General features: G+C 59.5%; 9 protein-coding genes. 6 read left to right on the plus strand and 3 right to left on the minus strand.

The features are described 5' to 3' along the window. Positions 1-394: hypothetical protein (locus Q1V60_RS12155; protein WP_300630550.1), on the plus strand; the 394-nt coding region annotated here is incomplete at its 5' end. Between the two features lie 306 nt (positions 395-700). Here the strand turns inward: Q1V60_RS12155 and Q1V60_RS12160 are convergent. Next, positions 701-6,106, minus strand: a complete 5,406-nt coding sequence (locus Q1V60_RS12160) for a hypothetical protein (protein ID WP_300630551.1) — start codon at positions 6,104-6,106, stop codon at positions 701-703. 283 nt (positions 6,107-6,389) lie between these two features. Between Q1V60_RS12160 and Q1V60_RS12165 the strand changes: the two genes are divergently transcribed. After that, positions 6,390-7,802 carry an amino acid permease gene (locus Q1V60_RS12165; protein ID WP_300630552.1) on the plus strand — a complete coding sequence of 471 codons (1,413 nt, stop codon included), beginning with the start codon at positions 6,390-6,392 and terminating at the stop codon, positions 7,800-7,802. A gap of 89 nt (positions 7,803-7,891) precedes the next feature. Here the strand turns inward: Q1V60_RS12165 and Q1V60_RS12170 are convergent, their stop codons facing one another. Beyond that, a complete protein-coding gene (locus Q1V60_RS12170) occupies positions 7,892-9,022 on the minus strand; it encodes an OpgC domain-containing protein (protein ID WP_300630554.1) in 1,131 nt (376 codons plus the stop codon). 224 nt (positions 9,023-9,246) lie between these two features. On the opposite strand from Q1V60_RS12170, the gene Q1V60_RS12175 reads away from it, so the two are divergent. From Q1V60_RS12175 to Q1V60_RS12185, 3 genes are read left to right on the plus strand one after another with little or no spacing between them, the layout of a single operon-like run. Next, complete coding sequence (locus Q1V60_RS12175; protein ID WP_300630556.1) at positions 9,247-9,621, plus strand: GtrA family protein; 375 nt, start codon at positions 9,247-9,249, stop codon at positions 9,619-9,621. Next, positions 9,618-10,583: a glycosyltransferase family 2 protein gene (locus Q1V60_RS12180; RefSeq protein ID WP_300630557.1), complete on the plus strand. Its 966-nt coding sequence runs from the start codon at positions 9,618-9,620 to the stop codon at positions 10,581-10,583. Before Q1V60_RS12175 ends, Q1V60_RS12180 begins: the two co-directional genes overlap by 4 nt. Beyond that, complete coding sequence (locus tag Q1V60_RS12185) at positions 10,570-12,078, plus strand: glucosyltransferase domain-containing protein (protein WP_300630559.1); 1,509 nt, start codon at positions 10,570-10,572, stop codon at positions 12,076-12,078. The genes Q1V60_RS12180 and Q1V60_RS12185 overlap by 14 nt, the downstream gene beginning before the upstream one ends. Positions 12,079-12,232: 154 nt before the next feature. On the opposite strand, the gene Q1V60_RS12190 is transcribed toward Q1V60_RS12185, so the two are convergent. Then, the gene (locus Q1V60_RS12190) at positions 12,233-13,846 is read right to left on the minus strand and encodes an FMN-binding glutamate synthase family protein (RefSeq protein WP_300630561.1); all 1,614 of its coding nucleotides are present in this window, start codon (positions 13,844-13,846) and stop codon (positions 12,233-12,235) included. Positions 13,847-14,030: 184 nt separating this feature from the next. Here Q1V60_RS12190 and Q1V60_RS12195 point away from each other — a divergent pair, with 184 nt between their 5' ends. After that, a complete protein-coding gene (locus tag Q1V60_RS12195; RefSeq protein ID WP_300630562.1) occupies positions 14,031-14,522 on the plus strand; it encodes a hypothetical protein in 492 nt (163 codons plus the stop codon). Positions 14,523-14,581: the final 59 nt, after the last annotated feature.

A 14,581-nucleotide genomic window follows, 5' to 3' on the forward strand; every position in this document is an offset into this window, starting at 1 on the left:
GATTTTCAGCGTTTGGCAGGCTGCATTTCAAGGGCAGCTCTCACAGTGGATTTGCAGCGTTTGGCAGGCTGCATTTCAAGGACAGCTCTCACAATGGATTTGCAGCGTTTGGCAGGCTGCATTTAAAGGGCAGCTCCCAACAGTGGATTCGCAGCGTTTGGCAGGCTGCAATTCAAGGGCAGCTCTCACAGTGGATTTGCAGCGTTTGGCAGGCTGCATTTCAAGGGCAGCTCTCACAGTGGATTTGCAGGGCTTGGCAGGCTGCATTTCAAGGGCAGCTCTCACAGTGGATTTGCAGGGTTTGGCAGGCTGCATTTCAAGGGCAGCTCCCACAGTGGATTTGCAGGGTTTGGCAGGCTGCATTTCAAGGGCAGCTCCCACAGTGGATTTGTAGGGTTTGGCAGGCTGCATTTCAAGGGCAGCTTCCAACAGTGGATTTGCAGCGTTTGGCAGGCTGCATTTCGAGGGCAGCTCTCACAGTGGATTTGCAGTGTTTGGCAGGCTGCAATTCAAGGGCAGTTCTCACAATGGATTTGCAGCGTTTGGCAGGCTGTATTTCAAGGCTTTCTCCCACAGTGAGCAGGCTGTATTTGGAGGCCTGCTTACTGTGGGAGCTCTCGAGCCTTGGCGAGGCAGCGATGGCGGCGTGTCAGGCAGTGGGTGGTTGGCTGACACCCCGCTCCACTCCCCGATGAAACGCTCAATCCCGTGTATATTTAACGCTGGTTTTCAACAACTCCAACCAAGCCGGATCGTTGGCCGGGCCCCACCGGTATCGAGTTCCGTCGTGAAACAGCACCGTTAGCCTTTGCGTATTCCACACCTCCATCGTGGCAATAAGCTGCCTCATATAGTCTTGCGCCGGGCACACAATTGACGTCCACGGATCGCAAATCCACAAATCCGCCCAGTGCGCCTCGCTGAAGTCCAACGTGTTGGGAACGCCTGGCGGCGGGGTGCCCACGACCACGAACGCATGGGCGGGCGGCAGCGTTCCCCACAACTGCGCCGCACCGTCATTGGCGTGCACGTGCTCAAGCGCCACGTGGGCCAACTGGTCGCAATTGCCGGCGCCGGTCCTGAGAATAACCTCGGTGTAGCTGGGGCGTTCGATCATGCTGTATTCCCACATCACCACGGGCCTGGCGACCTGCATGCGAAGGGCCTCGTCGCGCGTGGCCCCTGTGATGTTGGCCGATCCGATCCCGGTTCTGTCCACCCTCGCCAGGGTGCTGATGTTGGCGCGTTCGGCCAGGTATTGATTGAGCTGACTGACGCCCAGGTGGGCGGTGGGTTGGGGCGCCCAGAATTCAATCCTGATGGGGTGGGAGACGACATGGATGTCCAGGCGGCGCCCTTCCGAGGAAGCGTGGAGCAGCAACTCCCGTTGTTTGAGTTTGGTCAGTGTGTTGCCCTTGACCCGGATCATCGCCACCGTTTCCTCGGAAAAGCCGCGACGGGCCAACTGTCCGTACAGCGTTTCCAGGGTCGGCAGCGCCACCAGCGGTTGGTCGCGAATAAATCCGCCAGCCTGCAGGAAGCGGTTTTTCAGCTCGGCGTAGCCATTGATCAAAGCCTTGTGGTCGCCGCCCTTGCTGAAGTCCAGCAGGTGCAATTGCATGTCCTCCAGTTCCCCGGGAACACCCATGGCTTTATAGAAAACCCCCACGTCGGCCTCGACCACCAAGTGCGTGCCCACGGCGACGCTCGGCGCCGTGAGGTCGACCATCAGCCCGCGCAGGGTGCGCTTATCGTCAATGCCATCGACGATACCGTTGAGTTTGACGGCGACACTTTGAGTGTCCAGCAGGCTGTCGCGCTGGAAGTTGGGCATACCAAACTCGGGCTCGTCGAGCACCTTGCCGCTGGCCACGGGTTTATAGCGCAGCGGTGGCAACTGGGGCAGCGCTATCAATCTGAACTCCGTGCCGTACGGGGAGACGTCGTACACGCAGCGGTTGATCACCAGTTTGCGTTTGCCCGTCAGTGGCAGCGGGGCGGGAATCAGTCGGATGTGCTCCAGCGCCTGCACGCGGCGCTTCTCGATCGAATGATGGTGCACATGAATTTTTTTGGTGAAACAGATCAGCGGGATCGGGCTGCGCGCCGGCCTGCCGGAGGGGCAGCTGTACTCAAATTCATCGGTGAGCCCGACAAAGGCCGGAGAGTTCAGGTCGTCCAGATGATCGAGATGGTCATGGCGCAGGCGCCACACGCGCTCCCGTGTGACCAGGTCGGTGGCGTTGGAGCGCTGAATAAGCAGCGGCGGCGTGTCGAAATACGGTTCTGCGACCAGGGCTTTGTAGCCGTCCGCGGCACTGAACGGGGTGACTTCAATGGCGTTCTTGAGGCGAAAGTCGAGCAGTGCGGGGCCGTAGGGCCTGGCGCTGTACGGATCGAAGGCGTGCCAGGTATCCAGGCGGTTGATGACCAACACGTCGGTCAATGCGTCGGCGCGCGTCAAAGTGGCCGGGCCTACGTCGGCCCGGCCGGGCAGGCGCAGGTACTGAAAGGCGGTGTCCGGTGCGAGCGTGTGCCGCGCGCTGCGCAGGGCTTGCGCCAATGCGAGTCGGCCGGACTGGTTCAGGCGTATCAGGCCAAACCGGGTCAGGCGCACCAGCGATGGCACGAACTCCAGCGGGTTGAGCGTATCGTTCAGGTAACGCGCACTGAGCTTGCTCAGTTGCAGCAGTTTTACGTAGGTTGGGGCGACATTTTTCAGGCGGCTCAGGCCACCGATCAGCAGGCCCTTGGTGGGCATGAACAAGCCGATCGTGTCGAGGAAACAGCCCCAGGCGCCTTCCACCTGGCGCCGGGTATCGCCCGAGGCCAGGTCCTTGCCGCAGGACCAGAAAGGAATGAGATTGAGGAGCGCCTGGTACAAGGCCTCGGCGTTTTTTTCGCGCTCCTCCAGCAGCGTCGACCCCTTGGCCTCTGCCAGCAACGGGTCGATGTCGAGGAAAAAATGCTGGTCGACGATGGTGCTCGCCAGGCTGCGGCTTCTGGGCGAGTCGAAGGCCAGCGGCGCGGCAAGCGCCGGGGCCGGGTCGAACTGCCACAGCTTGTCCACGACCACCGTGGAGTGCTGGTCCGGCCGTGGCGGGCTGCCTGTGAGGTAAGCCTGTTCGTCAATGGCAAGCGAGGTGCCCAGGTACAGCAGGCTGGTCGGCAACGGGCTGCGCAGGGTGCCGGTGGTGACTTTGAAGGGCTCGCCGCCCAGTGTGAGGTTGGCCGGTAAATCGGTGTTTTTGAACACCAGGTTTCGCAGCGCAAACAGTTCGTAGTAATGAACGTTGTGAAAAACCTCGCAGCGCAGGATGAAGCCGAACCTGCCGGTTCGGGCCATTTTTTCTTCCGGTGTCTGTTCGGCCGGCGGCTTCTTCGACGGCCGGCGCACCACCAACAGTTGCACGACGCCTTCTTGCAGGTTCGAGCGATCGGCCAGTGGCAGCTGTGCCAGCAGGTATCGGACGATGTAGGTGTAAGCCTTTTTGAGTTGTTGTATGCGGGTTTCGGAAGTCGTCTTGAACAACCTGTTGATGTCCGCCAGTTTGGCGAAGTGCGGCTTCATCTTTGCCAGATCGAAGCCCTTCCAGGAGGTACGCCATTGCTCGGCGAACGGTTGCAGGCGACCGCTCATGTGCAGGTCCACCAGCGATTGCAGGTTCGCGAAGGGCATTGGTTGAAAGGAGGGCAGCCGTTGCGGGCCGGTGCCCCATTGCAGGCCCGCAAAGGTCAGCCAGCGGTTGCCGGGGAACACTCTTTCAAGGTCTTGCAGGGCGAGGCTGCGGCGCGTGGTGAGCGGGATGGTGAAGAGTGTCGAGGCTTCTCGCAGGCTGTCGATGCGGGTGGCGAGGGTTGTTTTGACCGCCTCGATCTGATCCAGCCGATAGGCCGTCTCTTGCGCGGCAGGTTGCAGTTCGCCCTGGGCAACCGCCCAGTCGATCAGGCTGCTGGTGGCGTAGTGTTCGCGCCATTGCGTTTGCGCGTCCGCGTCCGAGGTCTGGGTGGCCAGGGTCATCACGTCGCTGAACGTGAGGTGCCTGGATGACCCCACGGCAAGCGCTTCGGCCAGCATCACGCCTTGCTTGAAGAGCATCCAGGCGTGGGAACTCATGAAGTACAGCGAGTCGGGAATATCCTGCACCAGAAATTCCGGGGCGATACCGGCCAGCAGTATGTGCGCGACCAGGGCCGTGGTTGCGGCGGTGGCGGCGCCGGTGTCGATCAGGTGCAATTCGATGGCGGTGCGCAGTTGTTGATAGGACCAGCCCCAGTAGTCGCGATGGTTGAGGTCGAGGCCGGCGACCCGGTAGCGCGTCAGGCCGGCCTGCGGATCAAGGTCGAGGATCAACGCGGCCAACACCAGCGCGTCGCGGCTTGCGCGGTTGCTGGTTTCATCGGGCGCGTGGCCGTACCACTGCACGGCGGCGATCAACTGGTCTGCGAGTTTTTGTGCGGCGGGGCTCGCCAGCAGGGCGTTCAGCAGCCCATCGGCCTGGGCCGGGGTGGCTTGCTTGGCCAAGCGCTCGGCGCCTAACAGATCGAGCAGGCCCTTATTGGGCCTGGGGCGTAAAGCGCCGCTGGTCTGGATGACCGTGGCGCGTTGCTCGGCGCTGAGCGTCAGCGCGCCGGACTGGGGCAGGCCCAGAGCGGCCCAGTAGTTGCCCAGCCTGGGCGAGACTGGCGGGTTGGTTTCCAACTGGTGCCGGGTTTTTTGTGCGGCGTACTCATCCAGCGGCATGTTGAGGTTATAGCGCTGCAACCCGTGTTTGAGGTTGGTCTGTTTGCGCGGTGCGAAAAGCGTGAGGGCCGGATGGCTGAGCGCGGTGTCATGCAAGATGACCGGGTGGCCGGCCGACAACGGTGCGCGTGTTTCCTCGGCGATCAGGCCGCCCAGCGTGGTGGACAAGGTGTCGCGATCATGGGCGCCGGTCAGTTGTTGGCGCAGGTGCAGCAAGGCGATATCGGCGTTGGCCAGGTCGCAGGCTGGGGGGATGGGCTCGGGTTCACTGGCGGCCAGTTGTTCAATCAGGTCCCACACGGCGTCGCGCGTTTGCGGCACGTCGAAGTCATACAGTTCAAGCCACTGCGCCAGGCTCAATTTGGCGTCGATGGGGATGGGCAGGTTCAAGCGGCTGGCACTGGCGTTCAGGCGCTCAAGCTGGTCGTCCAGCGCCAGGCTGGCCAGTTGTTGCTGGGTGAGGCTCACACGTGTCTGGTCAGAGTTTGTGGCACTGATGGTTTGGGTGGTCGGGTCAAATTCATAGGTGTCGGGTTGCAGCTCGAGGGTCTGCTCCAGCGCCGCGAAGCGCGGGTGTTCGGTGATGCCCTTGAGCAAGCTCGCGGCGGTATTCAGTGCGTTTGCGCAAAACGAGTGCGAGGTGAATGCCCACCGTGCCTGCTGCAAGGTGCGCGGGCTGAACGCGGTTTTTGCCAGGTCCGCCGCGCTGAGTTGGCCCAGCAAGTACTTGGCCAGGTCGTGAAGGTCCTGATTCGATTGCTCGAAGGCAGTGGCCAGGAGGCAAGGGGCGGCGCGCTCGCAAAAAGACTGGAGACGCTGCATGTCCTCGATTACCGCGCCACGCTGCACGCGCTGTTGCGGGTGTGGGTAGCCGTAGAACCGCAGTATCTGGCGGGCGCTCAATTGCAGGGCCAGGTTGGCATCCTTGAGTGCCGGGCAGGGCAGCCCGATGGCATCGGGGTCGATGACTTGGGCGATGTTCACAATCGGCGGTGCCAGGCGCCGCCAGCCGCTGGCGTCATCCAGGCTGACGCCGGGCGTGAGCGCGTCCTTGGCGAACAGCTCGCCGTTGCGCAAGGTCATGTCGGCCAGGGGCACCGCTTGGCGCTCGGCCCAGGCCAGTAGACGGGGGCGGTCAAGCGCCTGGAAGTAAAGTTGCAGCCAGCAGTGCAGGGAGCATTGGGGGGCGATGTCCAGCAGGTCGGTCGGCGTGTCCCAATGGGTTTCCAGGTGCTTGATCAGCGCCTGGATCATCTGTCGGTCGCCCTCCAGGCGTTGCTCGCGGCCTGGGTCGAGGAGGGTTTGCAGGTCGGGCTCGGGCTGGGGCGTGGGTGCATCGTTGGGGGTGTTGAGATGGGTCATCCATGAGATTCCGTTGCGGGTGATTGTCTGGCTGACAATCGCTCGCTTTATCCTGCCCCTGGGGAGCGCGCGACGGCATTGCGACCTTTCCGCAATGGCCATGGCTTATCTCGATACGTGCTGAAAGCCTTGGGCCAGAGGCTTGCATGCAGGCAAACCGATGAGATAAGGGCATGACGCTTTCGACATACTCTGAAATACTCACCCGCGTTTCGCTGCACTGCTCACGAGGCAGTTCCTATAACAAAAGCAGTCACACCCAAAATAAATAAGGTGGTACACCATGCCCGTTGGCAACTCAACGTCCCACGAGGAAAACGCTCAAGGCGGCCCGCTCAAACGTGAACTGGGTGAGCGGCACATCCGCTTGATGGCGCTGGGCGCCTGTATCGGCGTCGGCCTGTTCCTGGGCTCGGCCAAGGCCATTGAAATGGCCGGCCCTGCGATCATGCTGTCGTACATCATCGGCGGCCTGGCGATTCTGGTGATCATGCGCGCACTCGGTGAAATGGCCGTGCACAACCCGGTGGCCGGCTCGTTCAGCCGCTACGCCCAGGACTACCTCGGCCCTCTGGCAGGTTTTTTGACCGGTTGGAACTACTGGTTCCTGTGGTTGGTGACCTGCATCGCGGAAATTACCGCCGTGGCGGTATACATGGGCGTCTGGTTCCCCGACACCCCGCGCTGGATCTGGGCCCTGGCGGCGTTGATCAGCATGGGCACCATCAACCTGATCGCGGTCAAAGCCTTCGGTGAGTTCGAGTTTTGGTTCGCGCTGATCAAGATCGTCACCATCATCGCCATGGTGATTGGCGGCGTCGGCATCATTGCGTTCGGTTTCGGCAATGACGGCGTGGCACTGGGCATTTCCAACCTGTGGGCCCATGGCGGCTTCATGCCCAACGGCGTGCAAGGCGTGTTGATGTCATTGCAGATGGTGATGTTCGCCTACCTGGGCGTGGAGATGATCGGCCTCACCGCCGGTGAAGCGCGCAACCCGCAGAAGACCATCCCCAGCGCCATCGGCTCGGTGTTCTGGCGCATCCTGCTGTTCTACGTGGGCGCATTGTTCGTCATCCTGTCGATCTACCCCTGGAATGAAATCGGCACCCAGGGCAGCCCGTTCGTGATGACGTTCGAGCGCCTGGGTATCAAGACCGCTGCGGGCATCATTAACTTCGTGGTGATCACCGCCGCGCTGTCTTCGTGCAACGGCGGCATCTTCAGCACCGGGCGCATGCTCTACAGCCTGGCGCAGAACGGCCAGGCGCCCGCGACGTTCGGCACTACATCGAGCAACGGCGTGCCGCGTAAAGCGCTGCTGCTGTCGATCTTTGCCCTGCTGCTGGGTGTGCTGCTCAACTATCTGGTGCCGGATCAGGTGTTCGTGTGGGTCACCTCCATTGCGACCTTCGGCGCGATCTGGACCTGGCTGATGATCCTGCTGGCGCAGCTCAAATTCCGTAAAGGCCTGAGCCCGGCCGAGCAGGCGGGCCTCAAGTACCGCATGTGGCTGTACCCGGTCAGTTCCTACCTGGCGCTGGCGTTCCTGGTGCTGGTGGTGGGCCTGATGGCGTACTTCCCGGATACCCGCGTGGCGCTGTATGTGGGGCCGGCGTTTCTGGTGTTGTTGACGGTGTGGTTCTACGTGTTCAAGTTGCAGCCAACCAACGTGGCGGTGCGCTCCGAAGCCTGACCCCTGACCCCTGACCCCTGAGGCCGTACCGGATCCGGAAATTGGGAGCGAGCAAGCCCGCTCCCAGTTTTTTGCAACGGGGGCATCCACTAAGTCGCGAGGGGCGGGGCCGCAAGGGCTCTGCGCCGGTCCAATTGCTTATTGAACTCCAGCCACGCGGCAAACAGGCTCATTACGGCGGCCCCCGCCAGCGCGGTGAGTATCCGCATGGCGACGGTATCGCCGGTCAGGGCGTTTACCATGTCCGCCAACGGCGCCAGCACGACACCCAGGCAAAACACTTCCAGGGAGTAGCGCCCCATCCGCGCCAGTTGCCGTGCCGACCAGTGTTGCGTCCAGCCGACACCGGGGAGCAATTTTGCGCAGACGTAGGCCAGGGCCAGGAAGTGCAGCAAGCGCACGGGTGACAGATCGGTCTTGCTGATGGGGTACAGCCATTCGCCGATCAGGCTCGGCATCCACGCATCGTGCACCTCGGGCCAGCGCCACGAGAGGGTGATCACGCAGCTCGTCAGCACATAAGCCGCAGCCGCTACAAACAACGGTTGACGCAACACAGGCCGCTGTTCAACGGGGCGCGCCGAACGCAAGGCCGCAGCGCCGCCGAGGATAAACAGGCACTGCCAGGTTATCGGGTTGAAGTACCAGACCCCGCCGTTGCTGGCCGGCAGGTTCCAGCCCTGCCAGGGCGCCAGCAGGTATACCGCCAGCGAAATGCCCACCGTGACCTTCGGTACACGCAACAGCAATGGCAGCGTGAGCGGCAGGCTGAGAATCAGCACGATGTACAGCGGCAACGGGTCGGTCAGGTTCGGTTTGAACCGCAGCAGCAACTCATCGACCAAGGCCTGCTGGGTATTGTTGAGGAAATACTCCAGGCCCATCTCCTGCACCAGGTCGCGGGTTTCAATATGGCTGTTGGCGAAAATCACGATGCCCATCAACAGCGCCAGCAGGAAAATGTGCACCACGTAGAGCGTCCACACCCGGCGCAGGATTTTCAAACAGGCGATGAGATAGCCGTCACGCTGCAGGATCTTGCCGTATGCCAGCACCGCCGCGTAGCCGGCCAGAAAGACGAAGATTTCGGCGGCGTCACTGAACCCGAAGTTCTGCACAGTGACATTGGCCAGAGGGTTGTGGGGCACGTGATCCCAGAAAATGAAGATCAACGCCAGGCCCCGAAAAAAATCGATGCGCGGGTCGCGTCCGTTCAGCATGGCTGCGGGCTCTTGAACAAATTGTTAAGTGAGATTGGCAAGTGCGCGCGTTGTCGTACGCCGCACGTCGGGCGGGCGCAGGTTGGCGGTATTTGTAAGCAAATGCAAAAGTTGGATATTACTGAATGTCTCAGTTGTACGTGGGGGGCACCTGTTAATTCTGACAGTAGACGCAACAGGCACGTAGTGGCTTGCTAGCGGGGTCACTGCAAAAGGACGACGGTATGCCCCGGCTATGGAAAGGTTTTACCTGCTACGCATTGATTGGTATCGCCAATACGGTGATCCATTGGCAGCTGTTTTTTTTACTTCGCGCAGCCTTTGAGTTGAGCCAGGCGTTGAGTAATTTGCTGGCATTCTGCGTGGCGGCGTCTTTCTCTTTTTATATGAATGCACTCTTCACGTTTGCCATGCCGGCCTCCTTCGGCCGCTACCTACTGTTCATGAGCTGCCTGGGCGGGTTGAGCCTGGGGGTGGGCGCGCTGGGCGATTATTTGCGCATGCCGGGAATCGTAACCGTAGTGGTTTTTTCGCTGGTCAGCCTGGTGTGCGGTTTTCTGCTGTCACGGTGGGTGGTGTTTGCCGAGCGTAGCCAATGAAAATCTCGCTGGTGGTGCCTCTGTTCAATGAGGAACAGACCGTAACCGGGTTTTATCGCGCGGTTCGGCAAGAGCCATCGTTGCAAACCCATACCCTTGAGATTGTGTTCATCAACGATGGCAGCACCGACGGCACCGCCAAGGCCGTCGAGGCGCTTGCGATAGCCGACCGCGACGTGGTCCTGATCAACTTGTCACGCAATTTTGGCAAAGAGGCCGCCTTGTTCGCCGGGCTGGAATACGCCACGGGTGATGCAGTCGTGCCTATGGATGTGGACCTGCAAGACCCGGTGGGCGTGGTCCCGCAACTGATCGCCGAGTGGTGCCAGGGCGCCGATGTGGTGCTGGCCAAGCGACGTGATCGCTCCAGCGACGGCTACCTCAAGCGCCGCAGTGCATTGCTGTTCTATCGCCTGCTCAATCTTATCGCCTACACCCATATCGAAGAAAACGTCGGTGACTTTCGATTGATGGACCGCAAGGTCGTGGACGTCATCAAGACCCTGCCGGAACAGCAACTGTTCATGAAAGGCGTGCTGTCGTGGGCAGGGTTCACGGTTGCCATCGTTGAATATGACCGCGCCCCCAGAACGGCCGGGCAGAGCAAGTTCAATAGCTGGAAACTGTGGAACCTGGCGCTGGATGGCATCACCTCGTTCAGTACATTGCCGCTGCGATTGTGGAGTTATATCGGCGGGGGAATATCGTTGTTGGCGTTGGTGTATGCCGGGTATCTGATCGTGGACAAAGTGTTATTTGGCAATGATCTGCCGGGGTATCCGTCGCTGATGACGGCGATCTTGTTTTTAGGTGGGGTGCAACTGATTGGGATTGGGGTACTGGGGGAGTATGTGGGGCGGATTTATATGGAAACGAAGCATCGGCCGCGGTACGTGGTAAGGGGGGTTGTGAACCGGTGTGCCGACAGTGTTGAAAAAGGAAATCACTATGAAGTGGAGTGATAAGGCACTGAGCCGACATGAAGTACTCGGCTTTTTTCTAGTGCTCTCGTTCGTTTATGTCTATCCGATTGTTCATGCAGATTATGCCTATATAGACGATAATTGGCGTTCACTATTGGTTGTTAGAGATGATTGGGGCGAACAGGGCCGTATTCTAATTGAATGGTTGCATGAGGTATTTACCTTCGGTGGCGGGACGGTAAACGTATTTCCACTGCCCTTGCTGTTTTCCATCGCACTGCTTGCGATCGCCATGACTCGACTGACGTTTTGGTATTTTTCCGCGCCTTTCGCATCCAGTTGTCTAATTGTTCTACCGGTACTCTGTAATCCTTTTTTTCTCGGTAACTTGACCTATCAATATGATGGGCCAGCGATGGTCCTTGCCGTGGTTGCCGTCATCTATGCAATTACCTGTAAAGTCGAAAAGGTTGCCGCTCGGTGCAGTGCCGTGGCCTTGCTGCTCGCGGTGACACTCAGTCTTTATCAGCTGACACTGGCCTTGTTTGTTGGGCTCTGTATCGTGGAATTCTATCTTTGTGTAAAAAACAAGATGGCAGTACACGCAATATTGCTGCTGCTGTGTCAGAGGTCTGCACAAATTTTAGGTGGCGGATTGATCTACTTTCTGACCGCCTATCAATTGTCAACCAGCCGCCGCGGGCATTTCGCCCGCTTCGACGGGCATTGGTTTGACGAGGTGGCTCAAAAATTTGTGTTTTCGATGGATAAAATAAGTTTGTTAGTGGTGCCTGGGAATGCCTGGCTTTGCGTGGCGGTATTGGCTATTGCGTCAGTAGGGTACGTGCTTTTTATCAAAAATATTCTCGTAATCGAAGGCGGGTGGCTGGGGAAGTGTGTTGTCATCATGCTCTGTTTGTTGGGTGTGCCTATGTTGGTTCTACTCGTGCCGGGGATGATGCTGTTTTTAACAGAACGTAATCTGGATGCGCGAAACTACATTGCTTTTTCAGCCGTGTTGGTTTTTTTGATGATGTTGAATTATGAAGTGTTGGGTCGCATGCATACACGCCTGCGATGGGCGTTGGTAGTGCCTGTTTTATTCATGTATTCTTTCGGTTATATGTATGGGCAAGTCATTGTCGCCAGAAAAGAGTTCGAGTCGGCGCTCGCGCAGTATATAGCTTATGATTTAATTTCGCATGACGCGCTACGAACGGTGAATAAATTTTATTTTATAGGGGCGGCCGTCAATGATAATTGGTCGCCAAGGGGGCATGCGGCCATGACTCATATGCCGTTGTTAAGATATATATTGAGTGAGTACAATATGCTGCTGCATCCGCATTTTCTACCTCGATTCGGAATTAATAATGTGGTGTATGGAGCGCATGAAGTGTTTGAAGCCTCTGTCAATGCCGAGAATGAAACGCCGGTGTTGGATAGGAAGTTTTATTCAATTTGCTCGCGTGGCGGGCAAGTTTTTATTGTCATCAAGGACTCTTTTGGGCCGGAGGACTATAACGCTAACTGAGCAGTCCGGTCGTGATAAGGCCGGCGCTCATTTACCATGCGTTATAACTGCGTTCCCTGACGGCGCTGACCCCTATGTGCCTCTGTGAGGTCCTTAGGGTCAGCGCCGATATATATTACCTGCCTCGCGGCTATATAAGTGTTAGCCATACGTGTCAAGCCGCCGCATGCGCCTCAAAACTATCCGCCCGCGCCATCTGCCACATGCGCGAATAAAACTCGCCGTTCACCTCACCGCTGAGCAATTCGCCGGGCTTCAAGAACACATGCAACTGCGAGAACAACTTGATCTCGGTTGCCGACATGCGTCGTACCAGATGTTTGGCCGACAGCTGCGACGGATGATCCAGCCCTGCGGCGGCGAGCATTTCGGCCAGGGCGTGGAGGGTGTTGCGGTGGAAGTTGAACACGCGCTGGGCCTTGTCCGGCACCACCAGCGCACGTTGGCGCAGTGGGTCTTGAGTGGCGACGCCGGTCGGGCATTTGTTGGTGTGACAAGACTGCGACTGAATGCAGCCGATAGCGAACATAAAGCCGCGCGCCGAGTTGGCCCAGTCGGCGCCGATGGCCAACACGCTTGCGATATCGAACGCGCTGACGATCTTGCCGCTGGCGCCGAGTTTGATTTTGTCGCGCAGGTTCAGGCCCACAAGGGTGTTGTGCACGAACAGCAGGCCCTCACGCAGCGGCACGCCGATGTGGTCGGTGAACTCCACCGGTGCGGCGCCGGTACCGCCTTCCTTGCCGTCGACCACGATAAAGTCCGGAAGGATGCCGGTTTCGAGCATGGCTTTTGCAATGCCCATGAACTCCCACGGGTGGCCCAGGCAGAACTTGAACCCCACCGGTTTACCGCCGGACAGTTCACGTAACCGGGCGATGAATTGCATCATTTCGATCGGTGTGGAAAACGCGCTGTGGCGTGACGGCGAAACACAGTCCTCGCCCATCATGATGCCGCGGGTGTCGGCGATTTCCTGGGTGACTTTATGCTTGGGCAAAATCCCGCCATGGCCGGGTTTGGCGCCCTGACTCATCTTGATTTCGATCATGCGCACCTGCGGATTTTGCGCCTGCGCGGCAAAGCGTTCCGGGTCGAAGCGGCCGTCACGGGTGCGGCAGCCGAAGTAACCGCTCCCCAGCTCCCAAGTGAGGTCGCCGCCGTGTTCGCGGTGGTAGGGGCTGATGCTGCCTTCGCCGGTGTCATGGGCGAAGTTGCCGAGTTTGGCGCCCTGGTTGAGCGCGCGGATGGCGTTGGCGCTCAACGAGCCAAAACTCATCGCCGAGATATTGAACACCGAGGCCGAATACGGCTGCGTGCACTGGGGCCCGCCGACTATCACGCGAAACGCGCTGGGGTCGCTCAACGGTGCGGGCCGCATGGAGTGGCCGATGAACTCGAAGCCGGACTGGTAGACGTCGATCAAGGTGCCGAAGGGTTTGTCGGCGGTTTCGTTCTTGGCGCGCGAATACACCAGTGAACGTTGCGCCCGGGAGAAGGGCAGGGCATCGCTGTCGGATTCGAGCAGGTACTGGCGGATTTCCGGGCGGATGGCTTCCACCAGGTAACGGATGTTGCCCAGGATCGGGTAATTGCGGCGCACCGCGTGGGGGCTTTGCAGCAGATCGAAAATGCCGATCAGGCTGAGGATGCCGGTGACTGTCGTGATAGGCCAGAGCCATTCATGTTGGAGAAAGGGCAGGCTGGCGAGGGTGAATAGGAGGCATACGGCAAAGAAAGCGTAACGGCTTAGTAACGACAGGCTCATGCGGTTTTCCTTGGTTCGGACTCTTGAGGTCGATCCGGCATTCTGCGCCTGTAACAAAACAGCGGACAAGGCGCGATGGCTCTCGGGCGGCATTCGCGGCGGCGCGGCTATGGAACCGTTCGGCCAAAGGCGGCCACTATCGTGCAGGACGCCCGCTCTATTCATGTACTTGGAGTCATCGCTCATGCTGATCACGTCTGCTGTTTCCGCCGTTCCCCTCATCGACCAAGGCCCGTCCCGAGCGATGGGACGTGAGCAGTCTGTCGCTCAACCAGAGCATCGGCTCAGACCCGCCCACCACGACGCTGTGCACACGGGCCGCACCGACGCCCAACCGGGAAAAGCTCAGCGGTTTGCCGCTGAGGTGGGCAAGAACCTGTGGTTTATTCCAGGCATGAGCAACGTGTTGCTGGGGGCTGCAAAGGCTAAGCCGGGCCTTGATGGCGCCATCAGCGGGGCGCTGGACGGGGTTCATAAAACCCGCGAAGACGGTTTTGACACGGCGCTTCTCGGTGCGTCGACCGGGAATTACAAGGCTGTCGCCAAGGGCTACGTCGGTGCGGTGATAAAGAACGAAGCCACGCCCGAGTCCGTCAAGAAAGCGCTGCGTGAAGGTACCGGCTTGTTAAACCTGGCCGCGACGTTGCGTCAGCCCAAAACGGCGCTGGGGGCTTGATACGCAGCTTGCTCACAGACGCTTTCACACTGCGCGATAGAAGCGTGCGGCCTATGCTT

Source organism: Pseudomonas sp. (genome assembly GCF_030147005.1).
Lineage (GTDB): Bacteria > Pseudomonadota > Gammaproteobacteria > Pseudomonadales > Pseudomonadaceae > Aquipseudomonas.